This window comes from ANME-2 cluster archaeon, from assembly GCA_019429385.1.
In the GTDB taxonomy this organism is placed as follows: domain Archaea; phylum Halobacteriota; class Methanosarcinia; order Methanosarcinales; family Methanocomedenaceae; genus Methanocomedens_B.
The window spans coordinates 27,840-50,896 of the sequence record JAHYIS010000014.1 but is presented as its reverse complement, the minus strand read 5'-3'; the positions used below and the strand labels follow the sequence as shown (position 1 = coordinate 50,896).

At 46.5% G+C, this 23,057-nt stretch carries 31 protein-coding genes; 18 read left to right on the top strand and 13 right to left on the bottom strand.

What is annotated here, in order from left to right; translation table 11 throughout:
* Window positions 1–143 precede the first annotated feature (143 nt).
* Window positions 144–449, top strand: a complete 306-nt coding sequence (locus K0A89_06595; protein ID MBW6518153.1) for a hypothetical protein — start codon at window positions 144–146, stop codon at window positions 447–449.
* Here the strand turns inward: K0A89_06595 and K0A89_06590 are convergent.
* From K0A89_06590 to K0A89_06560, 7 genes are all read right to left on the bottom strand, one after another.
* Entirely contained in the window at window positions 437–1,741 is a 1,305-nt protein-coding gene (locus tag K0A89_06590) for a tryptophan--tRNA ligase (GenBank protein MBW6518152.1), read from the bottom strand. The genes K0A89_06595 and K0A89_06590 overlap by 13 nt on opposite strands.
* A gap of 69 nt (window positions 1,742–1,810) precedes the next feature.
* Window positions 1,811–2,215, bottom strand: coding sequence for a nucleotidyltransferase domain-containing protein (locus tag K0A89_06585; protein MBW6518151.1), 405 nt, complete (start codon window positions 2,213–2,215; stop codon window positions 1,811–1,813).
* A gap of 91 nt (window positions 2,216–2,306) precedes the next feature.
* Window positions 2,307–3,020, bottom strand: a complete 714-nt coding sequence (locus K0A89_06580) for a PAC2 family protein (GenBank protein MBW6518150.1) — start codon at window positions 3,018–3,020, stop codon at window positions 2,307–2,309.
* A gap of 29 nt (window positions 3,021–3,049) precedes the next feature.
* Window positions 3,050–3,451 (bottom strand): PIN domain-containing protein, encoded by a 402-nt coding sequence (locus tag K0A89_06575; GenBank protein MBW6518149.1) that lies wholly within the window; start codon window positions 3,449–3,451, stop codon window positions 3,050–3,052.
* Complete coding sequence (locus tag K0A89_06570) at window positions 3,452–3,688, bottom strand: hypothetical protein (GenBank protein ID MBW6518148.1); 237 nt, start codon at window positions 3,686–3,688, stop codon at window positions 3,452–3,454.
* Between the two features lie 95 nt (window positions 3,689–3,783).
* Entirely contained in the window at window positions 3,784–4,527 is a 744-nt protein-coding gene (locus tag K0A89_06565) for a DUF166 domain-containing protein (GenBank protein MBW6518147.1), read from the bottom strand.
* A gap of 1 nt (window position 4,528) precedes the next feature.
* Window positions 4,529–5,362, bottom strand: a complete 834-nt coding sequence (locus tag K0A89_06560) for a hypothetical protein (GenBank protein ID MBW6518146.1) — start codon at window positions 5,360–5,362, stop codon at window positions 4,529–4,531.
* 161 nt (window positions 5,363–5,523) lie between these two features.
* Between K0A89_06560 and K0A89_06555 the strand changes: the two genes are divergently transcribed.
* From K0A89_06555 to cooS, 17 genes are all read left to right on the top strand, one after another.
* Complete coding sequence (locus K0A89_06555; protein MBW6518145.1) at window positions 5,524–5,646, top strand: desulfoferrodoxin FeS4 iron-binding domain-containing protein; 123 nt, start codon at window positions 5,524–5,526, stop codon at window positions 5,644–5,646.
* Window positions 5,647–5,677: 31 nt separating this feature from the next.
* Complete coding sequence (locus K0A89_06550) at window positions 5,678–6,025, top strand: carboxymuconolactone decarboxylase family protein (protein ID MBW6518144.1); 348 nt, start codon at window positions 5,678–5,680, stop codon at window positions 6,023–6,025.
* Window positions 6,026–6,046: 21 nt separating this feature from the next.
* Window positions 6,047–6,415 (top strand): class II SORL domain-containing protein, encoded by a 369-nt coding sequence (locus K0A89_06545; GenBank protein ID MBW6518143.1) that lies wholly within the window; start codon window positions 6,047–6,049, stop codon window positions 6,413–6,415.
* A 90-nt stretch (window positions 6,416–6,505) separates the two neighbouring features.
* Window positions 6,506–7,867: a cytochrome c family protein gene (locus K0A89_06540; GenBank protein ID MBW6518142.1), complete on the top strand. Its 1,362-nt coding sequence runs from the start codon at window positions 6,506–6,508 to the stop codon at window positions 7,865–7,867.
* Entirely contained in the window at window positions 7,864–8,112 is a 249-nt protein-coding gene (locus K0A89_06535; protein ID MBW6518141.1) for a sulfurtransferase TusA family protein, read from the top strand. Before K0A89_06540 ends, K0A89_06535 begins: the two co-directional genes overlap by 4 nt.
* 17 nt (window positions 8,113–8,129) lie before the next feature.
* A complete protein-coding gene (locus K0A89_06530) occupies window positions 8,130–8,495 on the top strand; it encodes a DsrE/DsrF/DrsH-like family protein (GenBank protein ID MBW6518140.1) in 366 nt (121 codons plus the stop codon).
* Window positions 8,496–8,524: 29 nt separating this feature from the next.
* On the top strand, window positions 8,525–9,673 hold the full coding sequence (locus tag K0A89_06525) for a cysteine desulfurase (GenBank protein MBW6518139.1): 1,149 nt from the start codon (window positions 8,525–8,527) through the stop codon (window positions 9,671–9,673).
* A 5-nt stretch (window positions 9,674–9,678) separates the two neighbouring features.
* The gene (gene nifU, locus K0A89_06520; protein MBW6518138.1) at window positions 9,679–11,001 is read left to right on the top strand and encodes a Fe-S cluster assembly scaffold protein NifU; all 1,323 of its coding nucleotides are present in this window, start codon (window positions 9,679–9,681) and stop codon (window positions 10,999–11,001) included.
* 52 nt (window positions 11,002–11,053) lie between these two features.
* Window positions 11,054–11,548, top strand: coding sequence for a rubrerythrin family protein (locus K0A89_06515; GenBank protein MBW6518137.1), 495 nt, complete (start codon window positions 11,054–11,056; stop codon window positions 11,546–11,548).
* Between the two features lie 10 nt (window positions 11,549–11,558).
* Window positions 11,559–11,987, top strand: a complete 429-nt coding sequence (locus K0A89_06510) for a flavodoxin domain-containing protein (protein MBW6518136.1) — start codon at window positions 11,559–11,561, stop codon at window positions 11,985–11,987.
* A 259-nt stretch (window positions 11,988–12,246) separates the two neighbouring features.
* Window positions 12,247–12,747 carry a nitroreductase family protein gene (locus K0A89_06505; protein ID MBW6518135.1) on the top strand — a complete coding sequence of 167 codons (501 nt, stop codon included), beginning with the start codon at window positions 12,247–12,249 and terminating at the stop codon, window positions 12,745–12,747.
* Window positions 12,748–12,779: 32 nt separating this feature from the next.
* The gene (locus K0A89_06500; GenBank protein ID MBW6518134.1) at window positions 12,780–12,983 is read left to right on the top strand and encodes a DUF2892 domain-containing protein; all 204 of its coding nucleotides are present in this window, start codon (window positions 12,780–12,782) and stop codon (window positions 12,981–12,983) included.
* A gap of 321 nt (window positions 12,984–13,304) precedes the next feature.
* Window positions 13,305–13,445, top strand: a complete 141-nt coding sequence (locus tag K0A89_06495) for a YHS domain-containing protein (GenBank protein ID MBW6518133.1) — start codon at window positions 13,305–13,307, stop codon at window positions 13,443–13,445.
* Between the two features lie 29 nt (window positions 13,446–13,474).
* Window positions 13,475–13,969: a ferritin family protein gene (locus tag K0A89_06490; GenBank protein ID MBW6518132.1), complete on the top strand. Its 495-nt coding sequence runs from the start codon at window positions 13,475–13,477 to the stop codon at window positions 13,967–13,969.
* Window positions 13,970–13,983: 14 nt separating this feature from the next.
* A complete protein-coding gene (locus K0A89_06485) occupies window positions 13,984–15,180 on the top strand; it encodes an FprA family A-type flavoprotein (protein MBW6518131.1) in 1,197 nt (398 codons plus the stop codon).
* A 37-nt stretch (window positions 15,181–15,217) separates the two neighbouring features.
* Window positions 15,218–15,493 carry an FtrB gene (locus tag K0A89_06480; GenBank protein ID MBW6518130.1) on the top strand — a complete coding sequence of 92 codons (276 nt, stop codon included), beginning with the start codon at window positions 15,218–15,220 and terminating at the stop codon, window positions 15,491–15,493.
* 167 nt (window positions 15,494–15,660) lie between these two features.
* Complete coding sequence (cooS, locus tag K0A89_06475) at window positions 15,661–17,532, top strand: anaerobic carbon-monoxide dehydrogenase catalytic subunit (protein MBW6518129.1); 1,872 nt, start codon at window positions 15,661–15,663, stop codon at window positions 17,530–17,532.
* 74 nt (window positions 17,533–17,606) lie between these two features.
* On the opposite strand, the gene K0A89_06470 is transcribed toward cooS, so the two are convergent.
* The 6 genes from K0A89_06470 to K0A89_06445 all read right to left on the bottom strand — a co-directional run bounded on the left by K0A89_06470 (window position 17,607) and on the right by K0A89_06445 (window position 23,027).
* Window positions 17,607–17,798 carry a hypothetical protein gene (locus K0A89_06470; GenBank protein ID MBW6518128.1) on the bottom strand — a complete coding sequence of 64 codons (192 nt, stop codon included), beginning with the start codon at window positions 17,796–17,798 and terminating at the stop codon, window positions 17,607–17,609.
* 87 nt (window positions 17,799–17,885) lie between these two features.
* Complete coding sequence (locus K0A89_06465; protein MBW6518127.1) at window positions 17,886–21,119, bottom strand: type I restriction endonuclease subunit R; 3,234 nt, start codon at window positions 21,117–21,119, stop codon at window positions 17,886–17,888.
* A gap of 2 nt (window positions 21,120–21,121) precedes the next feature.
* A complete protein-coding gene (locus tag K0A89_06460; protein MBW6518126.1) occupies window positions 21,122–21,547 on the bottom strand; it encodes a type II toxin-antitoxin system VapC family toxin in 426 nt (141 codons plus the stop codon).
* Window positions 21,544–21,774: a hypothetical protein gene (locus K0A89_06455; protein MBW6518125.1), complete on the bottom strand. Its 231-nt coding sequence runs from the start codon at window positions 21,772–21,774 to the stop codon at window positions 21,544–21,546. The genes K0A89_06460 and K0A89_06455 overlap by 4 nt, the downstream gene beginning before the upstream one ends.
* 76 nt (window positions 21,775–21,850) lie before the next feature.
* The gene (locus K0A89_06450; protein ID MBW6518124.1) at window positions 21,851–22,006 is read right to left on the bottom strand and encodes a hypothetical protein; all 156 of its coding nucleotides are present in this window, start codon (window positions 22,004–22,006) and stop codon (window positions 21,851–21,853) included.
* Window positions 21,993–23,027, bottom strand: a complete 1,035-nt coding sequence (locus tag K0A89_06445) for a virulence RhuM family protein (protein ID MBW6518123.1) — start codon at window positions 23,025–23,027, stop codon at window positions 21,993–21,995. The genes K0A89_06450 and K0A89_06445 overlap by 14 nt, the downstream gene beginning before the upstream one ends.
* Window positions 23,028–23,057 lie beyond the last annotated feature (30 nt).

The window sequence follows — 23,057 nt, the reverse complement described above, 5'->3', positions numbered from 1 at the left end:
ATCACCTGTTCTAAGGGCTAGGGGATTGGGCTAAGATATTTAAAATTTATGATTCTTATCTGAGAAATGGACAGAGTGATCGACACTGTTGCACTCGCACTCCTTCAATATTCATATATACCGGCAGAATAAGACACACTTCTATGGCACAACTCGGAGTGGCATTTATCAGAGGGCTGAACATGTTCGGTCGCAACCGCATAACCGTAGAAGAGATGCAAACCCGGCTGATGGATATCGAGGACGACAGCCTGCGCATCATTGACCTGTACAAACCTGACAACATCATCTTCGTGAAGACAGGCATCCACTATGCTGAAGTCGGACTGCGCATCCAGGCAGTACTCCAAGACCTGTTCGGCAAAGAGATGATGGTAACCACCCGCTCGTTCAATACCCTGAACGGCCTGATGAAAAAGATACATGAAAAAGAGTATCAGAACCTGTAGTCGATCCCGAACTCGGGCAACCGCTTCTTTGCAGCCTCACGCTTCTTCTGGTGGTCGACCAGGAACTCTTCCATAAGCCCTGCTGCCCGCTTCTTGCAGGTACCGCACATCAAATCCCCGGCAAGGCACTGCTGTTTGACCTCCAGCACCTCGTTATCGTCCTCCACCAGATGGTAGAGCATCAATTCATACACGGTACACTTATCAGGTTCGCCACCCTGCTCTTTTTGCTCTTCCAGCGTCATGCGCCCGCCGGTCTTGGCACGCATTACCTTCTTGCCAGCAGCCTTAGGCTCCTCGGCCAGGGCAATGATACTGTCAGGTATGCTGCTGCTCATCTTTCCCCCCTGCAACCCGGTCATGAACTTGTGGTACGTTGAGGCAGGGGGTAAGAATGCATAACCTCCAACCAGCAGTTCCACATCCCTGACCGCATCCCGGACATGGCCGATATCGCCTTTCACATCGATATGTCCCTGGAACATTGTTATACCACTGTCATCAAAATCTACGCTAAGACGTTTTGCAAGGGTCTTAAATGCCTTCTCTGGTGCCGATTTGGAATATATCTTAACCAACCCGTCCTTTTGGAACACATGGAACATGTTCACCTTATCGGCCAGACCCCTGGTCAGCCTGATATGGGGGTCCTGGTCCGCACCTACCGGAATAACTACCGGGCGCGGTCCTCCGAACTCCTGAAGTTGAGGGTGCAGGATATCAGCACTCTGCACGGTGGCTGAGACCATGTGTGCGATATTGGTCTCGCCATTGAATCCGTAGATGGCACTCAGCTCAGAAAAGTTCGCCTTCACACCCAGTTCAAAGGCCAGGTCACGGACCTCATGACTGGTGGACTGGGAATAGATACGACCGCCTTCTGGCTCGAATCCCAGGGCGATGAGGCTGAGAATGTATTCCTCTACCCCGATACGTTTGCAATCTTCCCACGAAATACCCCTGACACTGTGTGCCTCCATATCAGCCACGGCCATGAACACGGTCCCGCCCTGCTGCTGGTGCCAGATGATCTCCTCCATCACCATCTTATGGCCCAGGTGGACGCGGCCCGAAGGCATGAATCCGCTCATGGCGCTAAAGGGTTTCCCTGAGTTCATGGCATCCACTATAGAATCGTAACTGCGGTGCCCGAAGATGATACCCCGGCGCATGAAGCGGTGGGGATTCTTGATTAGGGGCAGCAGCTCGTCAAACCGGGATATCCCGAATTCTTCGAACAGTTTCTGGTAGTCGTCAATGGAGGTGGATTTCCAGGGGTTTAGTTCATTCATGTCTGGAGGGAATTAATAGTCGGTTGATAGATAATTGTTTCTGTTACCGGATTAGTATCATGACTCTTATCATTGCAGTACCCTCAATTTACGCATCCTATCATACTCTTGAAAAATAGGTTTAAAATCAAGATACCTGCTGATCACAGAAGTTTCAAACTCGATCCTTTTCTTTTCATCCCTGCAGAACAACAGTTTGCCTTTTAAAACCTGATGAAGAAACCTCAAGGTCCCATTATTCAGTATTCTAACATCTATGTCCCGTTTCGTCTTACAGGCATCTCTTAATTCTCTTGCGATCTGCATGGGATACATTCCACTACCCGACCGGTCATCTGAAAGTAATATCCCAACATCTATATCGCTGTCGTTTCTGGCATATCCTCTCGCATGGGAACCGAATAAATATGCTGCTACAATTTCATCGTGCTGTAAAAGGACATTTTTCAGAACATTTGTAGCAATATCGGTCATTTTCCTGCACCTGGACTAAAGTTATTTTATCTTGGAAACGTAAAAACATGTTGTCTATTCTTATGATTTGAATGCACCGGATGTGCACCCGTTAACTGTACATATCGTAATGGTCTGCGGGTTTAGCAGCCTGCTCCCTGAGGCTTTTCAGGTATTTTTCCACACCTTCAGCTTCCTGATACAATGGCTTGAGGTCTATCTTGATGGTAGGTATCATCTTATCAATTATTTCAACTACCCTTGCAGCAGTCCTGGCATCTGAAGTATCAGGTCCCCGCTGTGCAACGGGTACTATCACATTTAAGTTGCGTAGCCTTCCTTCATTAAGCAAAACACCCGAGATACCTGCGATCATACTATGCACCAGTTGATCCATTTTCATATCTGCCAACTCTTTCCGGGAAGCATCGGTACTCCCTACACCAAGAAGTTTGAATCCGTCATTCTCAATTATCTGGGTCTCAGGAGATAGTATCCGGCTGCACCCCTTATCCTCGGCAAAAGACAACATAAACCTGGCAATATCCCTGGCCATCTCAGGAAGTGGTGTGAACTCTGAAAGGAATACAACCAGTTTTGCCTCCTCATTAGCATATATCCGGGCAGGGAATTTGGGTTTTGAATCATATATCATAGCAATCGGCGGGAACTCATCAGCATCAAGACCACATATCTGGTCCAGGTCCATAGCATTTACCAGGTAACTGGCTACGATAGAGTTCATCAAACTGCTGGAAGGGAAACCATTGATGAGCGTCGCACCTTTCAGGTCCATGTCCTTGTACTTATGCATAGTTATTTCCATTTATTTCACCTTTTTTTTATGTATTGTTATCAACATATTCTATTCAACCACTTAAATGTATCAAAATGATGGTCAAATGTAACAATGTATTGAATCCCATTTTTTTTAGAAAAGACTGCCGAAGTGCAGTCAGTAAAACTGTAATGGTACTTCTTGAACAGGTCCCATGTTTCCCTGAAAAGTGCATCATTTACCTGGAATAATTCAATTTCAGAATCCAGTATGTAGTCACCTAATCTTTCAATCTCAGGTGTATTATTGACCCGGTGCATGCAGGTGGTTATGGTCTCATCGAAAATATGGTCGGTAACCACTGTCGGGCCGTATTTACCCGCGAAAATGTCAGGTGATAGTTCCCTTGAACGCTGGTGGTTCCTGTCGCGGCTGTTGATATATGCTACAAAGTAACTGGTGTCGAGCAGGACTGCCATTTATTCACCATACAGATACTTATCGTGCTCTTCACTGAGATTCTCGGTCCCGGGTCCGAAATCCATTGACTCAAGTTCAAGGAAAGAACGCCCTGGTCTTACCTGTGCACGTTTGCGGTTCAACCACAACCTGATTGCGCTGTTTATGGCTGTGCCTATGTTGATGCCTTCACGAGTGGCTTCGGCTTTTATTTCACGGTATAGCTGGGTGTCAATGTTACGGATGGTTATGTTCATATGTCACCATTGTATGATATGTGTTACAGGGTATTTAGTAATTTTGGATTTGAGTGTTTTTTGTAAGAGAAATAATACTTGACAGAGATTATTTTTCAGTCGGCTTCCATCCCCCGCTCCACAGCATCCCTGATAATATACCCCGCCTCATGCAGAATAGTATCCCCAAGCTCAGTGTCCCGCTCCATACTTCCCGTGCACGGGTAAGCATGGTGAGCCTCTGACACCGTCTCCTTATAACCTGCAACATCAGACCACTTCAACTTCTTTGCAACATACCATGTGCAACCACAGGGGGCATCCCGCAACACCCGTACATGCGTAAAGGTCTGCCCATCGTCGCCGAGACATATTTCCAGTTCAGGCCTGCCGAATCCCATTTCCACAAACTCATCAATAACAGGCTTGCCAGTCTTCGTAAGGGCACAGAACGGCTTGGGAAATTCGCATTCCACACCCATAGATTCCAGCTTTCCACGCAGTTGCTTCTGCAATCCCAGCGGTGCCCATCCCGGCTCTTCCACCGGCACTATCACTGCTTTCGCTCCCGTGGAATTCACCACCACAGGCAGGGCCGCCAGCAGGTCAGGGTGAATTCCCATGGCCAATATCAGGTCACACGCACCCATCTCTGGAAGGAACTCACCCGCATCTTCGATAAATTCAGGCAATCCGGCAGGCAGTTCATGTATCTCATACACCATATCCCCGAAAGACAACCTGCCACCCCTGCACTTATCACACAGGTCACCACAGGATGTGCAAAAACTGCCCGGATTCACCAGGTTACCCACCACTTTAGCTCCGAACTCACCCGTATACAGGATGCAAATCCGCATCTCATACCTCAGCTTTGATGATTGCGATATATTCAGGGTCGATTATCCAGTTAGCCCACACCTTTTCTTCAATGACCACGTTGTCCCGGTAAGGTATATTTATCCACATAGCCTCCCTCTCGTCAAATAACAGGTGAATAGCTATGAACCTGTTACCGTGAACATCTTTTAGGAAATCTTCCTTTGACTTGGCAGTGGGTGTGGTCATAGGGAAGTTCTTGCACCGGGCTTCAAAATTCGGACGTTTTACCAGTATGCGCTTTTTAAGACCAGGATCCATATCCACAATAGGCGGCCCCATTATCTGTACACTCACCGGAACATTTAAAGGTGTACATTTGAACAAACGGTTGAAGGTAGTATCATCGATAGGACCGGTTATCTTCCCGAATATCCCCTGTTTCGTTCTCTCACCCATCTCCTGCAGCTTGCGGATAACATTGTCCAGCCCGCGTACGGTCCACAACTCCTGGCGCAACATTTCCTGGTTATCATCATACACCGGTTCCAGCAATTCGCTGACCAGCCCCACCGATTCATTTACCTTTGAGATAAGCGCATTTCCTGCAGACTCGGCCGCAGTTTTCGGCTGTTTTGCCCGGTACTTCTTAGGACGGTCAGTAGTGGAATCTATCCATCCCTTATTTCTCAAACTCTCTAATGTCCTGTACACTATAGCGTGCTGCACCTGTATGACTTTACTGATATCTTCAGCAGTCATTACTCCCCTGATCACCAGTGCATAATAGGCCTGGGCTTCCTTATGGGTCAGGGCAAGAACAAGGAATGCACTCAATAATTGCTTGTCCACCTGGTGGCGTGAATTTTTTATCATTATTATGTTGATAATTAATGGTTACGTATATAATTAATAGTTAAGTATATATCCTTTTTTGTTCATGTACAATACCAGGGAAGTAGTCAAATTGGATACCAACACGATTATATAATCTGATTGACAAAATCCCTGTTAACAAGTAGTGGAGGTTATTGAAAATGGCAGTAATGGAGAAAGGCGAAAAGTATCGATGCAATATCTGTGGTAATGAAGTGACGGTGACTAAAGTCGGTGGCGGGACCCTGGTCTGCTGTGGCGAGGATATGGAACTCCTGAAATGAACTATATCAACCTGATTGGAGAATTGCCAGAATGACCGAACAAAAGAAGATTATCAAGGATATCGAAAATAAATTGGGTTTTGAACCTCAAGTATTGCACACTATCGGTGATCTTGACCCGGATTTCCTTCAAGCATACCATAAATGTGATAAGAAACTTCTCTCAGACGGTGCCCTTACAGCAAAGGCAAAAGTGTTGATGGCACTGGCGGTAGTAGCGTCCCAGCGTTGTGAATCCTGTACCGTCGCACAGATGAGAAGTGCCCTGAAACAGGGTGCAACAAAAGAAGAGATCATGGAAACTATGGAAGTGGTCTTCCTCACATCAGGCGCTCCAGGCGTGGCTTCATGTAGAGAAGCGCTGAAATTGGTGAAATAACTGAATAAAGTAGGTGAAATTATGACAGAAAAGAATTTTTTTAATGGAATGAACCGACCAGTTGATGCGGCAGATCTGACCGAAGCGGAAAAGAAACATGTCCCTGTGATCGTATCTCCCGGCAGTGTAAAGCCAGGCGAACCATTTGAAGTGAGTGTTACCGTGGGGAGCATACCTCATGTAATGGAACCGGCACATCACATCCAGTGGGTGGAACTTTATGCAGGAGAGGATTTCCTGGCCAGGATTGCGTTTACCCCTGGTTTTACGAAAGCCAGTATTACTTTGACTGTTGTGTTGGAAGCGGCAGGAAGGGCAACATTGAGAGTTATAGAGCGATGTAATATTCACGGATTGTGGGAGAGTACCAGAGATATTACTGTAGGTTAATACATTTGAATTGATTTGAGTGTATTAAGGATCAAACCCTCTAGAGGCAATAATTCGGAAAAGGAGAGTTGTTCAATGAAGTTAAGAAGAATGGTGATACTAGTTTTATCTTTGATATTAGCAATCCAAATCCAGGGTTTGGCCGAAACTGCACCAGGAGAATTCAGTTCAGACCAGTTTGCGGACCCTTTGAAAAAGTGCCAGTCATGCCATGCTGAAATATACAAACAGTGGGATGGTTCCATGCATTCAAAGGCCGTTATAGACCCATACTACCTGGCACTGTCAAAAATGGCAAGTAAAGAAACCGACGGGCTTACCGATACATACTGTGCAAGATGTCACACACCTATCGGGGTCGTCTCAGGGGAAGTGCCGCCAGCGGACGGCTCCAACCTGAGTGAAATAGCCAAAAAGGGTGTACAGTGCGATTTCTGTCACACGGTATCTGAGAGCGACGGCACAGCAAACGCGAAATTTACCGTATCACCAGATGGTATAAAGCGGGGTCCTTTCGCTGACTCAAGGTCGCCAGCCCACGAAACGGAATACTCCGAACTCCATACAAAGGCCGAATTCTGCGGTATGTGTCATGATGTTAACCATCCTATAAACGGGCTCCCTCTTGAAGCCACTTATACAGAATGGAAGAACGGCCCCTATGCAACCGAAGGTATCCAGTGCCAGGATTGTCACATGACTCCGGGTATTACAAAATACCAGGCTAATCCCGGTCCAGCATCCGGATTAAGTGCGAGTCGGGAACATATATGGACCCATTTCGGTGTAGGTGGGAATGTATTCATGACCGAATTCCTGGGTTCCAAGACCCATGCAGACATGTCAGTGGAAAGATTGCAAAGAGCGGCACAGGTAAAAGTGATACCTGGTGGCTCAGTGGTGCCGGGTGAGTCTTATGAGTTCGAGGTTACCATAAAGAATATCGGAGCCGGGCATTATCTGCCAACCGGCCTGACCGAATCAAGGGAAATGTGGCTGGATATAACTATGATCGATGGGCAAGGGAATGAAATTTATCGCTCGGGTGCCCTGGACGACCATGGCAATATTGACCCTGAGGCAATTGTGTACCATACTATAGTAGGCGATGCAAATGGCAATCCTACTCATAAGATATGGGAAGCCGAGAGCATCCTGTCAGACCACAGGATACCACCAAAAGGTGAAGATACCGAAACCCATGGATTTACAATGCCTGAGGATGTGACCTTACCCGTTTCTATCACTGCAGTACTAAAATATCGCTCTGCTCCCCAGGAATTCATCAATGATTTATTGGGAGAAGAGTTCGTGGTGCCTGTAGTCGATATGACACAGGATTCGGAAACACTTGGGGATAACGATACAAGCATGCCCGGGTTCCAGATAACAATTCCGATGACATTGGGGTTCATGCTATTAGTATACATAATGAAAGGGAATAAAAAGTGAACCACACACCAGAAACACATCCATATAAGACACTGGACTGCATAGGTCTGTTCTGTCCTATTCCTGTGTTCAACACTACAGAGGCCATTAATACTATTGAGGTTGGCGAGGTACTGGAAGTGCTTACCGACGACCCGGCCTCGACCCAGGATATTCCCAGATGGGCTAAACGGACCGGACATAAATTGCTGAAATTCGAGGACCAGGGAGACAATTTCCGGTTCCTTATCGAGAGAACTAAATGAACAAGGAGATAGGAAAGATGGCTGACGAAAAATTATTATATGTCCAGACCAGCGGAGTGAACACACCAGAAAGATTGTATTCCCCTCTAGTGCTTGCTCAGACTGCCAAAGCTATGGGTATTGATGCTACCGTGTATTTTTTGGGTATGGGTATCACCGTGGTTAAGAAAGGAGAAGCCGAAAAAGTGCAGGTCGGGATTTTTCCTGACCTAAAACAGGTGCTTGACCAGACCGCAGCTGCCGGGGTTAAGCTATATGTCTGCGAAGCCAGCACCCAGTTGATAGGTCTTGATAGAGGCGAGTTCATACCTGAAGTTGAAATCGTTGGGGCGGCAACCCTTAACGACCTGGTATTGGAAGCTGATGGGACAATGTGGTTTTAGAAAGGTGGCTCGGATTGGACAGAGTATATATGGATAATGCCTCTGGTGCGCCAGTGGACAAACGCGTGGTTGAAGCTATGCTTCCCTATTTTGAGTACAGTGTGGGCAATCCCGCTTCACTTCATGAATCCGGTGCTGAGGCCAGAAAGGCATTAGAAGGTGCCAGGGAGTCAGTAGCCGCTCTTATCGGGGCCCAAAGTAAGGAAATCATCTTCACGTCTGGCGGTACTGAATCGAACAATATTGCCATAAGGGGCGCTGTACAACGTCTGAAGAAAAAAGGAAACCATATCATAATCTCGGCCATCGAGCACATGTCAGTGGTCAATACCTGTAAAGACCTGCAGCGTGAAGGGTTTGAGGTGACCACGGTACCTGTGGATAAAGATGGAGTGGTTGACCCCACCCGCATTGCACAGGAGGTTACTGACCAGACTATCCTGATATCATGCATGTACGCTAATGGTGAGATAGGGACAATCCAGCCTGTACCGGAAATCGGTGCTATGGCCAGGGAGAAGAATATTATATTTCATGTGGATGCTGTGGCAGCTGCCGGTAAGATACCCATTGATGTGCAAAAAGACACTATTGACCTGCTGTCCCTCGCTTCCAATGACCTGTACGGTCCAAAAGGTGTCGGTGCATTGTACATACGGTCGGGTGTGGCGCTGCGGCCTGTCATGACAGGCGGGGGCCAGGAACGCGGATTGCGCTCTGGTTCTGAGAATATTTCCGGTATTGTTGGAATGGGCAAGGCATGCGAACTGGCAAAAGAGGAAATGGAACTTGATGCCAGACAGATGAAAGCACTCAGGGAGAAATTGATCGAAGAAATACTTGGAAAGATAAAGTATTCATATCTTACCGGTCACAGGACAAAGCGGCTTCCCCATATCGCCACGTTCCGGTTCAGTTTCATTGAGGGCGAGAGTATTATCATGAGCCTCAGCGACCTTGGGGTGGAGGCATCCACCGGCTCTGCCTGTTCTGTCAAGACCCTGGAGCCGTCCCATGTGCTTATTGCCATCGGACTGAGGCATGAAGAAGCTCACGGGTCGCTGTTGCTGTCCCTTAACAAGTGGAACACCCAGGAAGAGGTTAACCATGTGCTTGAGAGTTTACCTCAGGTTGTGGAACGGTTGCGTGCTTTGTCACCACTCTATCAGGGAGATTGATCATCATGACAATAGAATATTCGGAAAAAGTAAAGGACCATTTCAGGAATCCCAGGAACGTGGGAACTATCAAGGATGCGGATGCCATTGGCCGGGTAGGAAATCCGGTTTGCGGCGACATGATGGAGATACAGCTTAAGGTTGAGAACAATATCATCAAGGATATCAAGTTCAAGACCTTCGGGTGCGCTTCTGCTATCGCGACCAGTAGCATGGTCACAGAAATCGCGATGGGCAAGACCCTTGAAGCGGCTCTTGAGATTACCAGACAGGATGTGGCAGATGAACTGGAAGGCCTGCCGCCGATTAAAATGCACTGCTCGAACCTGGCTGCGGATGCGCTTCATGCTGCCATTAAAGATTACATGGATAAGCAGGAGAAGGGTATTGCGAAATTGGGCGAGAACGAGTATGAAGTGGCGATAATCGGCGGTGGTGCAGCCGGACTGGCAGCTGCTACCATGTCTTCGTATGTTGGTCTTAAGACTGTGATATTCGATGGCGGGCAGTGGGGTGGCTTGCTCAACAAGCTCTGTCCTGATAAATTGATAGAGAATTATCCGGGTATGACCGATACTATGACCACCCGTGAGGTGACCCGGTCACTGATGGATGATGTAAGCGCACAGGACGCAAAGATGGTCAATGAATACGTGAATGATATTGAGATTGATGGTGATTCCAAGTCTTTGAAAACGGATTCGGGGACATATAAGGCCAGGGTGCTGGTGCTGGCTTCAGGCAGTTCGCCTGCCAAATCCGATATAGAAGGCGTTGAGAAGTTTGTATCGAACGAAGGAGGTATTTATTACCTGACTGCAGACCCTTCAAAACTGACTGGTAAGCGGGTGCTGGTGTATGGCAGGGGGTATAATGCTCTGTCTACGGCCGGCTGTATTGGCGGGATTGCTGACAGTATTACATTGGTGACAGATGAGGCGTCGTTCATGGTCCCGGAGCGGGAGATGGATAAAGTGAAGTGCATCGAGGGGCTCAAGATGCTGACTTCGACCACCCTTATTGAGGTCAAGGGCGGTACAAAAGTTGAGAAAGCAATAATGGAAGACCAGACAGAAGGCGAGAAGCTGGAGATTGTCGTGGATGCTGTGGTGCTGGCTACCGAGATGGTGCCGAATGTTGGTCTTATGGAGAAGCTGGGTGTTGAGATGGATGAATCAGGATTTGTAAAGACTGATAAGTACCAGCGGACTAACCTGGATGGTGTGTATGCTATTGGGAATGTGGCATCAGAGATCGATTTGCTGGTTGTGGCCGAGGCTCAGGGGGCGATTGTGGAGCGTGATGCTTATAAACGGTTGAGGACATAACAAGTTATTGTAATGGATATATTGCAGAAAAATGTGAACATGAGGCTGAGAAATGACAACAGAAAATAATCTTAAAGCGGCATTTGCCGGAGAATCGCAGGCTAACCGGAAATACACGGCCTTTGCCAGGAGAGCTGACCAGAAAGGGTACCACCAGGTAGCAAAACTCTTCAGGGCTGCTGCTGAAGCTGAAACCGTGCACGCCCTGAACCATCTGGAAGCACTGGAAGCCGTTGGTAATACTGAAGAGAACCTGAAGGCGGCTATTGAAGGAGAGATCGAGGAATTCAGGAACATGTATCCTGCTTTTATCAAGGAGGCAAAAGGTGAGTTGCTTCAGGATTCTGCAGTCCTGAGCTTTGAAATTGCAAACAAGGTGGAAGAGATCCATGCCGGCCTGTTCCAAAAAGCTTTGAAGGACCTTGGCAGCAATAAGGAAGTTGACTATTACGTGTGCCAGATATGCGGCAATACGGTGGAGAAGCATCCGCCTGACAGATGCCCGATCTGCAATGCACCAAAAGAAATGTTCAATAAGATAGATTGAGGTATGGGAAATGGCACGACTGGCAATAATATACGGGACAGGATTTGGGAATACCGGGCTGATGGCCCAGGCCATTGAAGAGGGGGCTAAAAGTGCAGGTGTTGAAGTTATCATTAAGAACGTGAAAGAGTCGGGCATTGCTGATGTGGAAGGAGCTGATGCTATAGCCATTGGTTCTGCCACATATAAAGGTGAAGCCATGCCTGCAGTTATTGAGTTCGTGAAAGGGATGGCAGGCCTGTCACTGAAAGGAAAGGTTGGTACTGCGTTTGGTTCCTATGGTTGGAGCGGGGAGGCATCAAAGGTTATCACCGGGATGCTCAAGGGGTATGGCATGGATGTCATGGAACCGCCACTGCGCATTAAACGCCGGCCGGCAGATGCAGGACTGGAAGAGTGCCGGCAGCTTGGGGTACAGATAGCCGGAAAACTGAAGTGACGATGAGCTACTCGGGTACGTTTAGTCGTTGAACGCGGGTATGTGGTCGTACAGGTCTTTGTGTACTTCCAGTATCCCCGGACAACGTCCCTGGTAGAGGTTCGACACCTGGGAGGCCATATTTCATTCAGTACGCATCCGATAATGGATTTAATGGCCATAAGAGTGAATTGCAGGTAAGTATTTAACCATTGGTCAACTTAAAATTATAGGGAAGTGGGTCAATAATTTTGAAGACCGGTTATGCAGGGGGTATTGCATGGAAGTATATGAAGCTATCCAGAAAAGGAAAAGCATCAGGAAATTCAGGTCAGAGCCTGTGCCTGATGAAACTATAACAAAAATCCTTCGGGCAGGCACACAGGCACCCAATGCCTTCAATAAGGAGCAATGGGAATTCATCCTGATAACAGACAGGGCATTGCAGAATGCTATTGCACAAACAAGGGCCAGGATACCACCCCAGAGAATTGCTCTTGAGACTGCACCCCTGATACTGGTCGTATGTTACGAGAATGAACTTGGGGTGGATGGTATGGCTTCAGCGTACACATGTATCGAGAATATCCTGCTGGCTGCTACAGCAGAAGGATTGGGGTCGGTCACATTAACATCAAGGGGCGGTAAGATCAAGGAACTGTTGAACATACCCGAAGGATATGATGTTGCTGCCATAATGCCAATCGGATATCCTGACGAAGAACCTGAAAAACCTGTCAGGGTCCCTGTTGAACGTAAAATACACATTAACAGGTTTTAATAATTGGTCGAAGGGAGGTGAAATACAGGGAATTGAACAAATGTACAGCTGACCGGGTCATCCGGGTAATCCTGGGAATTGTATTGTTATATATTGGAGCTGTATACATGGGACTGACCGGAATAGTGTCCTACATCGTTGTACTGTTAGGACTATTGCTCCTGGTTACCGGTATCATTGGGTTCTGCCCGCTCTATACAATATTTAAGTTCAGTACCTGCAAGGTTAAACCATAATCGTGAAAGCGGTAGAACTGAATCGTGATAGTATTTATGGAACCGGTAATGAAATAATGGAAAGGATAATGGAACGATGATGAAATACGCGAACTGGATTCGTTCCATTTTTTCCTGGTCCCCTGTTGACGATGAACCAAAAACCTGAGAATATAATGAACAGTGTACCTGGATTACGAATCGGTATCAATGCCCATTGCAGTTTTCCCGTATTGCATGTGAATGTACCTGAATGGGGAAAATTTATTTGTTATAGGGAAGATATATTTTAAGGAAGGGGGCTGGAGGTCAGCAACGGTATTGAATTCAGAGGTGATATACATGGCAATAGATCCGATATGCAAGATGGAAGTCGACGAGGCAACTGCAAAATTCAAATCTGAACATAAAGGCAGGAAGTTCTTTTTCTGTGCTCCAGGTTGCAAGAAAGAATTTGATAAAAACCCAGACAAATATGTGTAACAATGATCAAAGGAAAAAAGGTGGTAATAATGGTTGAAGATATAATGCAGGATATTGATAAATTAATCGGGGACTTAAAGACCATTGATGATGCTTTCCGTGTAGCATTGTCAATTGAAAAGCAGGGACGCAATTTCTATCTTGGAAAAATTGAGACTTCGACCAGTATATCAGCTAAGGACCTGTTCGTGTACCTGGCAGCACAGGAGGATAAGCATATTGAATACCTCAATGATTTCATGAACACAGGTCAGGCATCTGAGACAAATGAGAATGTACCACCTGATTTTTCACAGGCTTTTGCCAGTGAATATTCAAGTGACAATCCAGGTGAAATGGATGTGTTGATGAGTGCGCTACGGTTTGAACAGAAGAACGAGAAATTCTACAAGGAACTGGCAGTATGGGCAGATGAACCTGGACAAAAAGCATTCTTTGAAAGACTGGCAGTTTTTGAACACGGGCACATGGAACTCATAGACGGATTTATCGATGATGCATCACAGTTCCGGATGCAGACATAATGTGAGGTGAATAAATGGGGAAAGAAAGGGGGCCGGTAACACTCACAAAAGGAGTGTACTGGGTAGGTGCCATTGACTGGAACATCCGTGACTTCCACGGATATGTAACTCCAATGGGTACTACATACAACGCATATCTCATTGTGGATGAGAAGGTCGCACTTGTGGATACTGTCAAGGCAGAGTTTGCAGGTGAAATGTTAGAACGTATACGTGATATCATAGACCCTGCCAGGATAGATTATGTGGTAGCGAACCACGTGGAAATGGACCATTCAGGTTCCCTGCCCGCTGTCATGGAAGCAATACCCAATGCAAAGATATACGGCACACGGCAGTGTAAGAACGGCCTGTCACAATATTATCATGCACAGGGATGTGACAAATGGGACTTTGAAATTGTTGAGACCGGGACTGAACTGAACCTTGGTACCAAAACATTGATGTTCATCGAAGCAGCGATGCTGCACTGGCCTGACAGCATGCACACCTACATCAAGGAAGATAAAATTCTGCTATCAAACGACGCTTTCGGACAGCACGTGGCAACGTCGAAGCGGTTCAACGATGAGGTGGACGATGTGATGGAAGATGCCGCCGAATATTATGCCAATATCCTGATGCCGTTCGGGAAACAGATATTGAATTATGTCGGGACTGTCGGGGAACTGGGTATCGAAGTCGATATGATTGCACCCTGTCATGGTGTCATATGGCGGCGGGACCCGGGTCAGATAATCCAGGCATACGGGCGCTGGGCACAGGGTGAGAACGCAAAGAAGGTGCTTGTCATCTATGATACCATGTGGGGTAGCACCTATATGATGGCAAAGGCAATCGTTGAAGGGGTGACGTCAGCCGGAGTCGATGTGAAACTGATGGCTATCAGGAAGAATGAGCTGAGCAAGATCATCAAGGAATTACTGGATGCACCTGTGATAGTGATAGGCTCACCCACACTGAACAACGGCATGTTCCCCTCCGTGGGGGGATTCCTGACCTACCTGAAGGGACTGCGACCCGGTGGTAAAAAAGCCGCTGTGTTCGGGTCATTCGGCTGGGGAGGCGGTGCTGTGAAGGCTGTTGAGAAAGAACTTGAGGCCACAGGATTTGAACTTGTAGAGCCGGGGCTGCAGATACGGTACCGGCCTGATAAAGAAGGACTTGAAAAATGCCGGCAGCTGGGTGAACGGATAGCAGGTAAAGTTTAAATTGAATCAAAAGAAAGAATAATCGAGGAGGAGAAAAATGGCACAATTCGATGATATTGAAACCCAAATATATGAATTCGCAAAGCAGAATGCTGAAAAGACCGGCTGTAAACTGAACCCGGATTATGACATTGTTGCAATGGCGATAAAAGGGATAGCCAATAACAAGAAAAAATACGGTGAACAGTATTGCAGCTGCCGGGAGATAACGCGGAATAAAGAGACTGACCGGAAGATCATCTGTCCGTGTGTATATCGTTCCAGGGAATTAGAACAGCGGGGGGCCTGTAAATGTGCCTTGTTCGTTAGATAGCAATTACAATCCACAAAAATCCGATACGAATGGCACATAGAGAATATTAAATACTACAAAGTATCGGGATTTCAGGATAGTGTCAATGCAGTCATTTATCATTGTTATGTTGATAATATTCGGGAATCCTTATATTAATTTTGAATAAACTAGGGAGTGGTGATTTAATGGAAACGGTAAGTGTACATGAATCTATTCGAAAAATGCATAACGTTATGCAGGCAGACGGCGTGGGAAATACCTTCGATCGTTTTGAAGCGCAAGGGAAACGCTGTACTTTTTGCAGCACAGGAGTGAGCTGCCAGCTGTGCAGCAACGGACCCTGCCGCTTGTCAGAGAAAGCACCTCTGGGAGCTTGCGGTATTGATGCGGATGCCATGGCAATGCGCAACCTCCTCCATCTGAACGTGATGGGGACTACGGCATACACGTACCATGCCAAGGAACTGGCAAATACCCTGATAGCCACGGGAAAAGGCCAGACGCCATTTACCATCAAGGATGAAGGAAAACTGCTCATGCTTGCAGGGAAACTGGGTATACAGGAGCAGGATGTCAATACAATGGCCGTGAGTGTGGGCAAGGCCATACTTGATAGCATCCACAGCGATTCTGATGGAGTGCTCAACATGGTCGAACTTTTTGCCCCGGAATCAAGGATTAAGGTATGGAAAGGGCTGGGAATCCTGCCGGGAGGGCCACTGGACGAGTCAATGGACATGCATACCTCCAGCATGACCAATATTGACGGGAATTATGTATCCCTGGCTGTCAAAGCAATGCGGCTGGGTATTTCCACGATCTACGGTTCACAGGTACCTCTTGAACTGGGGCAGGATATCCTGTTCGGCACACCAACGCCGCATGAACATGATGTGGACCTGGGGATCATTGACCCGGAATATATCAATGTGGTGGTAAACGGACATGAGCCGTTTATCGGCGCTGCATTGATAGGGGTTGCACACAAGCCAGAGAACCAGAAAATAGCAAAGACTGCCGGAGCAAAGGGCCTGCGGGTCATAGGTTCCATTGAAACCGGACAGGAACTGCTGCAGCGCTTTGAAAAGGACGAGGTGTTCGTAGGACTTACCGGCAACTGGCTCAGTATTGAAGCCGCACTGGCAACAGGCGGTATCGATGTGTTTGCCATGGATATGAACTGCTCACCACCTGCTCTTGCAGATTTCCAGGACAAGTATCATGTGACCCTGGTCTCGGTGTCCAAGCTCGTATCCATGCCGGGTGTTGACAGGCAGATAGTGTACAAACCTGAAAAGGTTGAAGCCCAGGCACAGGAGCTCGTTGACCTTGCAATTGATAATTTCAAAACGCGAAAGGCTGCCGGGTTCGTCAGGCACGACCTGCCCACACAGAAGACCATTACCGGTTTTTCGACCGAGGCCATCCTGGCGGCACTCGGCGGCACCCTGGACCCGTTCCTGGATGCAGTGAAAGCGGGCAGTATCAAAGGTTGTGCGGCCCTGGTAAGTTGTACCACATTGAACGGCGGCGGGCAGGATGTCAATACTGTTGCAGTTGCTAAGGAACTCATCAAGAGGGACATTTTGGTGTTAAGTGCCGGATGCGGTAATGCAGCCCTGCAGGTGGCAGGACTGACCACTATCGAGGCGCAGGAACTTGCCGGTCCGGGCCTGAAGGCCGTGTGCCAGTCACTGGGTATCCCCCCGGTATTGAGCTTTGGCACCTGCACCGATACCGGTCGGCTGACAATGCTGGCCAATGCCATTGCAGATGCATTGGGCATTGACCCGTCTGCCCTGCCGATTGTGGTGACCGCGCCTGAATATATGGAACAGAAAGCTACTATCGATGCCATATTTGCCCTGGCGAACGGTTGGTATACCCATGTAGCACCCCTGCCGCCCGTGGCAGGAGCTCCAAATCTGGTCAAACTGCTCACACAGGACCTCGAGGGGCTCACAGGCGGAAAGCTGGCTGTTGAGGCTGACCCTGTGGAAGCGGTGGACGGTATGGAAGCACATATAATGAAAAAGCGAAAGGCTTTGGGGATTTAAGGAGCAGGGATTTCCCTGCTCTTTTTTTTGGGGGATAGAGGAGTTTAATTTGTATTATATATCTCTGTGCAGACTTATTTATTGTCCATAAGTACATTGACAACTGCCACTACAATAGCAATTACAGCGAGATAAACACCAACGTCCCCGAAGTTATTCCCGCCCAGGATCTGATATGGCATCCTGTTGACTGAATAGTCAAGTACGAATGATACACCTGCAAGCGCCAGTACAATGGCCAGGTTGTCCAGTGATTTTTTTTTCATACAATATAGATACAGTGAGATGGACATTTATATTTTTCTGTAAATGAGACTCTGATTGAAAAAATAGGATGTACTGTCATTTATCGATCATCCCCTCTTTGTTATTTCATCAGCAATCAATTCCGCCTGTTTGAGCACAGTTTCTGTAGCAAGTGCCTCCATATCCGGAGGATAACCATAGTGTCTTAATGTCCGTTTTACAATCACCTTCAATTTGGCCCTGACACTTTCTTTAATCGTCCAGTCTATCGATGCATTTTGTTTGACTTTTTCGAATAAGACGACAGCTAATTCCCGTAGCTTCTCTTTTTGCATCAATTCTCTTGCACTGTCATTCTCTGCAATTGCAGTGTAAAACGCATATTCAAATTCAGACAATCCCATATCCTGAGGCTCTTTGTCCATTCGCGTTATCTCTTTACTGAGGTCTATCAATTCTTCAATAACTTCAGCTGCAGTGATAACTTTATTATGATATTTCCTGATAGAATCTTCCAGCAGTTCCATTAATGATCTGCTTTGAACCAGGTTTTTCTTTACCCGGGCTTTTATTTCATCGTTGAGCAACTTTTTCAGGACTTCCAGAGCGATATTTTTGTGCTCCATATTCTGGACTTCTAACAGAAAATCTTCTGACAATATGGAAATGTCAGGTTTTTTGATTCCAGCGGCACCAAACACATCTATCACCTGTTCAGTAACAAGGGCTTGATCGATGACTTGCCTGATTGCGGTTTCAATCTCTTCGTCTGTTTTTCCTGTTCCCGTGCTGTCAAATTTAACTAGTCTGGCTTTTATCGCCTGGTAGAACGAGATTTCGTCCTTTACATCCATTGCCTGCTCGTGTGGAATGGCTATGGAAAAAGCTCTTGATAATGCAGTTACTTCATCGATGTATCTTTTTTTACCATTTTCGAGACCCAGAATATGGTCTTCTGCTGCAAGTATTATTGACAGCTTCGCAGAAGTATCCGCTGTACAGTAATGTTCGTAGGAAAATCCATAAAACATCTGGGATACGATCTCCAGTTTTTCGAGCATAAATTGAACTGCCTGCTCCTGAAGGACAGCGGGGTCGCCTTTCCCGCCGCTGTCAGAATAGAACGATAAGGCTTCTTTCAGGTCGGAAGCTATTCCAAGGTAATCAACAACCAGACCACCCGGTTTGTCTTTATAGACTCTGTTCACCCGCGCAATTGCCTGCATAAGGGTATGCCCTTTCATTGGCTTGTCAATGTACATCGTATGCAGACAGGGGACATCAAAACCTGTAAGCCACATATCCCGAACGATGACCAGTTTCAATTCATCTTGCGGGTCTTTCATTCGCTCTGCAAGAGCTCTCCTCTGCTCTTTTGTCGTATGATGGTTTGATATTTTGGGTCCGTCAGAGGATGCAGAGGTCATCACAATCTTGATATCACCTTTTTTACGGTCATCATTATGCCATTGCGGTTTGATCTTAACAATCTCATCGTACAGGTTGGCCGCTATCCTTCGTGACATTGCGACAATGATTCCCTTGCCTTCAAACACTTCCTGTCTTTGGCCGAAATGAGTTACAATATCCTGTGCAATCTGCCTTGTCCGGTCTTCGCTGCCGATCAAGGCTTCCAGTTGTGTCCATTTCGTTTTGGCTTTCTGGGTTTCTGCAAGGTCTTCTTTTTCCAGTTCTTCATCTAATTCTGCGACCAGTTTTTTACCTTCCTTGCTAAGAGTGATCTTTGCCAGCCTGCTCTCGTAATAGATCTTTACTGTGGCGCCGTCCTCAACAGCCTGTGATATGTCGTAAATGTCAACATAATTGCCAAAAACAGCAGGCGTGTTCACGTCTGTTTTTTCTATCGGCGTACCGGTGAATCCCAGATACGTTGCATTGGGCAGGGCGTCGCGAGTGTATTTCGCAAAACCGTACACGATCTTTTGACCGATTACGTTTCCCTTTTCATCTTTTACATCAATGGTTTTGGCCTTGAAGCCGTATTGTGTCCGGTGAGCTTCGTCAGCTATCACAATGATGTTTTTCCGGTCTGATAGTTTCGGGTAAACGTTTCCTTCTTCGGGCTGGAACTTCTGGATGGTGGTAAATACTACGCCACCCGATGCGACGTTTAGCAGTTCTTTCAAATGCCCCCTGTTTTCTGCCTGCACAGGTTCCTGCCTGAGCAGTTGTTTTGAAGCAGCAAAGGTATCAAAAAGCTGGTCGTCTAAATCGTTGCGGTCCGTTATCATCACTATGGTGGGATTATCCATTACCAGGACAATTTTACCTGTGTAAAAAACCATGGAAAGGGACTTCCCGCTTCCCTGCGTGTGCCAGACCACACCGCCTTTTCTGTCTCCGACAGGCTGTTGCTTCACCCCGGGCAGGTCATAACTTTTAGGGTCCTCAACAATCGAAACGGTATCCTGCCAGTCTTCAGTTGCAGCATAACCCGATGCCCTGAGTGTGGATTCTACTGCCCGGTTAACAGCATAGTACTGATGATAGGTTGCGAGCTTCTTTACGGTTTGAATAGTTATAATGCCAGTGTCTTTGTCTTCTTTTTTCGATTTTTCAAATACTATGAAGTGGCGGATAAGGTCTAAGAGCGTTGTTTTATTCAGCATCCCATTAATGAGCGTTTCCAGCTGACCAACTAAAGGTGAAGCCTCAACCTTGCCGTCTGAGCTTTTCCATGCCATAAAACGGCTAAAACCTGCTGATAGGGAACCTGCTTTTGCTTCCAGGCCGTCGGAGATGATTATAAAACCATTATAAGCAAATAAAGACGGGATTGCCTGTTTGTAGGTCTGGAACTGTCTGAATGCAGACCTTACGGTTGCGTTCTCATCGGCAGGGTTTTTCAGCTCGATAACGACCAGGGGCAGGCCGTTAACAAAAAGGATGATGTCTGGGCGTTTGTTCACGTTATTTTCTACAACAGTGAATTGATTGGCGACAAGAAATTCGTTGTTTTCAGGATCGTTAAAATCTATGAGCCAGACCAGGTCGCCCCTGTCGGCTCCATCCTTCTGGTAGCTTACCTTTATGCCTTCGGTAAGCATCCTGTGGAATGCTTCGTTGTTGGCGATAAGTTCGGGCGGATTGAGGCGCTGTATCTGCTTGATGGCATCTTCTCTCGAATCTGGTGGAATATTTGGGTTGATCCGGCTGAGGGCTGTGCGCAGGCGATCAAAAAGGAGAACATCTTCAAATCGGTTCCGTTCCGGTATGTTGCTATCCGGGGCAATGTCGGGAGCATAGATGTACTGGTATCCCTTATGTTCAAGGAGTTCGATGGCGAATTTTTCTATTTCTGATTCGGTGATTAGATTCATTGTTACAAAATGTTAAGCTGTTCCTCTTTAAAAAAAGTCTGCAATAACTTATCTGAGGTAAAAAAAATACATTTCTCATCCCTCAAAGTTAAGGCTGCTGCTAATTGAAGTGAATCCAGGGTTCTCAAACCACGATTGCCATATTTCATCAACAAGTATGAAGCTGATTCGACAATATCAGATTGCAGCATTATCCAATGGAAATTATCACCGTCATTTTGAAAACATTTGATAACTTCGATGGCGGTATTTTCCATTATCTCCTTTTCTCTCATTTTCTTCCATAAGGCAGAACGGAATTCCAAAATTGCAAGCTCTGAAAGGAAAATTTCTCTGATATCGTGGGAAAGAGCATTCATTACAAAATCAGACCCTACCTCCGTGTGGTAGAGCTTAATGAGAGAAGAGGTATCAAGAAATGCTTTCATACAGCGCTCCTGCGCTCTTCAATAATCGCATCGCTTAACGACCCCTCATAGCTTTCCAACAGCTTCCTGGCTTTTTTAAACGAGAATTTGCTCATATCAAGTTTTTCTTCAACCGGTACCTTTACGTCTTCCAAAAATGTTATTATCACATTAACCGGCTTTTCTGTTTTTATCTTCTCCCGAATAATCACTATTCCGTCCTTATAAACGCCTTTAACTGAAAGCATTTTGCACCTCCTGTTTATCAGTCATATTGTACAAGTATATCATAAATGTCATAACCCCAAATACTTTACTCTGACTTTATCGCTCATTAATTTCGGCAGTATGTGCAAAACTTGCACGTACTGAATTATTCTCATTCTGAACTGTCGAGAAATCCTCGGCAGTTGCCAATTCATCGAGTTCCTTCTTCTTGTAGATGTTTTTAAGGTGCAAATAGAGATTATTTGTAGTCATCTTTACCCTCCCTGATACGCCACACCTCTTTGTCAAAATCGGAAATATAATTTTCATCCTGTATTACCCGATATTCGTCATATTCCTGCTCGGCTTTTAGCTTCGCTTGCAGTGCGCTGACTTTACCTTTATCCTGCAATACGGGATAGCTGGATAATTCCAGGAAACTATGGAGAAATTGCCCCCAGTCCTGCATTTTCATAAGAATCTGCCGATGTGCCCGGTTTTCCGCCAGATCGAGATATGCGGAAACGATTTGATTCAATTCCTTGATGTGAGTTTTACCCAGGTAATTTTTAGCAATAGAAACATCGGATTTCATGATCTTCCCGTCCGGTGCCTGCTTCCAGTTTGTCAAACCCATGTGTATCTTTGTTGCATCTGCCGAATCGTAAATTATCTCTGCTGCGGTTTTTCCGGTGATTGCCCAGTGGAGCTTGTTCTGGACGGTTGCGAAAAAATCCTTTGTTGCGGGCGCATTTTTGTCATAATCCGCAGAAAGGGCGTAGATGTCTGTGATCTTTTGATAAAACCGCCGCTCACTTGCGCGGATCTCACGGATGCGCTCAAGGAGTTCTTCGAAATAGTCCTTGCCGAAAACTTTATTTCCCTGCTTGAGTCTTTCATCATCCAGCACAAATCCTTTGATGATGTATTCTTTCAGGGTTCTGGTTGCCCAGATACGGAACTGGGTGGCCTGGTAGGAGTTTACGCGGTAGCCTACTGAGATGATGGCGTCGAGGTTGTAGAAGTCCAGTTTTCTTGTTACCTGCCTTTCGCCTTCATTTTGAACTACTCGAATTTTTCGAGTGGTTGCTTTTTCATCAAGTTCACCTGACTTGAATATCTCTTTTAAATGATAGGTAATCGTGTGACTTTCAACGCCGAAAAGTAAGCCCATAGCCTTTTGTGTCAGCCAGACGTTTTCATCCTGCACAAAAACATCGATATTTACTTTTCCGTCGTTTCCGGTATAGAGGATAAAATCGGATTGTTGCTTTGCAATTTCATCTTTGCTCATGTGGCTGCCTCCCCTTGAGTTAATTGTATT

Excerpts from the sequence above, each read along its gene's own strand:
- K0A89_06595 (MBW6518153.1), top strand. The coding sequence starts at position 144 with ATGGCACAACTCGGAGTGGCATTTATCAGAGGGCTGAACATGTTCGGT.
- K0A89_06590 (MBW6518152.1), bottom strand. The coding sequence starts at position 1,741 with ATGAATGAACTAAACCCCTGGAAATCCACCTCCATTGACGACTACCAG.
- K0A89_06585 (MBW6518151.1), bottom strand. The coding sequence starts at position 2,215 with ATGACCGATATTGCTACAAATGTTCTGAAAAATGTCCTTTTACAGCAC.
- K0A89_06580 (MBW6518150.1), bottom strand. The coding sequence starts at position 3,020 with ATGGAAATAACTATGCATAAGTACAAGGACATGGACCTGAAAGGTGCG.
- K0A89_06575 (MBW6518149.1), bottom strand. The coding sequence starts at position 3,451 with ATGGCAGTCCTGCTCGACACCAGTTACTTTGTAGCATATATCAACAGC.
- K0A89_06570 (MBW6518148.1), bottom strand. The coding sequence starts at position 3,688 with ATGAACATAACCATCCGTAACATTGACACCCAGCTATACCGTGAAATA.
- K0A89_06565 (MBW6518147.1), bottom strand. The coding sequence starts at position 4,527 with ATGCGGATTTGCATCCTGTATACGGGTGAGTTCGGAGCTAAAGTGGTG.
- K0A89_06560 (MBW6518146.1), bottom strand. The coding sequence starts at position 5,362 with ATGATAAAAAATTCACGCCACCAGGTGGACAAGCAATTATTGAGTGCA.
- K0A89_06555 (MBW6518145.1), top strand. The coding sequence starts at position 5,524 with ATGGCAGTAATGGAGAAAGGCGAAAAGTATCGATGCAATATCTGTGGT.
- K0A89_06550 (MBW6518144.1), top strand. The coding sequence starts at position 5,678 with ATGACCGAACAAAAGAAGATTATCAAGGATATCGAAAATAAATTGGGT.
- K0A89_06545 (MBW6518143.1), top strand. The coding sequence starts at position 6,047 with ATGACAGAAAAGAATTTTTTTAATGGAATGAACCGACCAGTTGATGCG.
- K0A89_06540 (MBW6518142.1), top strand. The coding sequence starts at position 6,506 with ATGGTGATACTAGTTTTATCTTTGATATTAGCAATCCAAATCCAGGGT.
- K0A89_06530 (MBW6518140.1), top strand. The coding sequence starts at position 8,130 with ATGGCTGACGAAAAATTATTATATGTCCAGACCAGCGGAGTGAACACA.
- K0A89_06525 (MBW6518139.1), top strand. The coding sequence starts at position 8,525 with ATGGATAATGCCTCTGGTGCGCCAGTGGACAAACGCGTGGTTGAAGCT.
- nifU (MBW6518138.1), top strand. The coding sequence starts at position 9,679 with ATGACAATAGAATATTCGGAAAAAGTAAAGGACCATTTCAGGAATCCC.
- K0A89_06515 (MBW6518137.1), top strand. The coding sequence starts at position 11,054 with ATGACAACAGAAAATAATCTTAAAGCGGCATTTGCCGGAGAATCGCAG.
- K0A89_06510 (MBW6518136.1), top strand. The coding sequence starts at position 11,559 with ATGGCACGACTGGCAATAATATACGGGACAGGATTTGGGAATACCGGG.
- K0A89_06505 (MBW6518135.1), top strand. The coding sequence starts at position 12,247 with ATGGAAGTATATGAAGCTATCCAGAAAAGGAAAAGCATCAGGAAATTC.
- K0A89_06495 (MBW6518133.1), top strand. The coding sequence starts at position 13,305 with ATGGCAATAGATCCGATATGCAAGATGGAAGTCGACGAGGCAACTGCA.
- K0A89_06490 (MBW6518132.1), top strand. The coding sequence starts at position 13,475 with ATGGTTGAAGATATAATGCAGGATATTGATAAATTAATCGGGGACTTA.
- K0A89_06485 (MBW6518131.1), top strand. The coding sequence starts at position 13,984 with ATGGGGAAAGAAAGGGGGCCGGTAACACTCACAAAAGGAGTGTACTGG.
- K0A89_06480 (MBW6518130.1), top strand. The coding sequence starts at position 15,218 with ATGGCACAATTCGATGATATTGAAACCCAAATATATGAATTCGCAAAG.
- cooS (MBW6518129.1), top strand. The coding sequence starts at position 15,661 with ATGGAAACGGTAAGTGTACATGAATCTATTCGAAAAATGCATAACGTT.
- K0A89_06470 (MBW6518128.1), bottom strand. The coding sequence starts at position 17,798 with ATGAAAAAAAAATCACTGGACAACCTGGCCATTGTACTGGCGCTTGCA.
- K0A89_06465 (MBW6518127.1), bottom strand. The coding sequence starts at position 21,119 with ATGAATCTAATCACCGAATCAGAAATAGAAAAATTCGCCATCGAACTC.
- K0A89_06460 (MBW6518126.1), bottom strand. The coding sequence starts at position 21,547 with ATGAAAGCATTTCTTGATACCTCTTCTCTCATTAAGCTCTACCACACG.
- K0A89_06455 (MBW6518125.1), bottom strand. The coding sequence starts at position 21,774 with ATGCTTTCAGTTAAAGGCGTTTATAAGGACGGAATAGTGATTATTCGG.
- K0A89_06450 (MBW6518124.1), bottom strand. The coding sequence starts at position 22,006 with ATGACTACAAATAATCTCTATTTGCACCTTAAAAACATCTACAAGAAG.
- K0A89_06445 (MBW6518123.1), bottom strand. The coding sequence starts at position 23,027 with ATGAGCAAAGATGAAATTGCAAAGCAACAATCCGATTTTATCCTCTAT.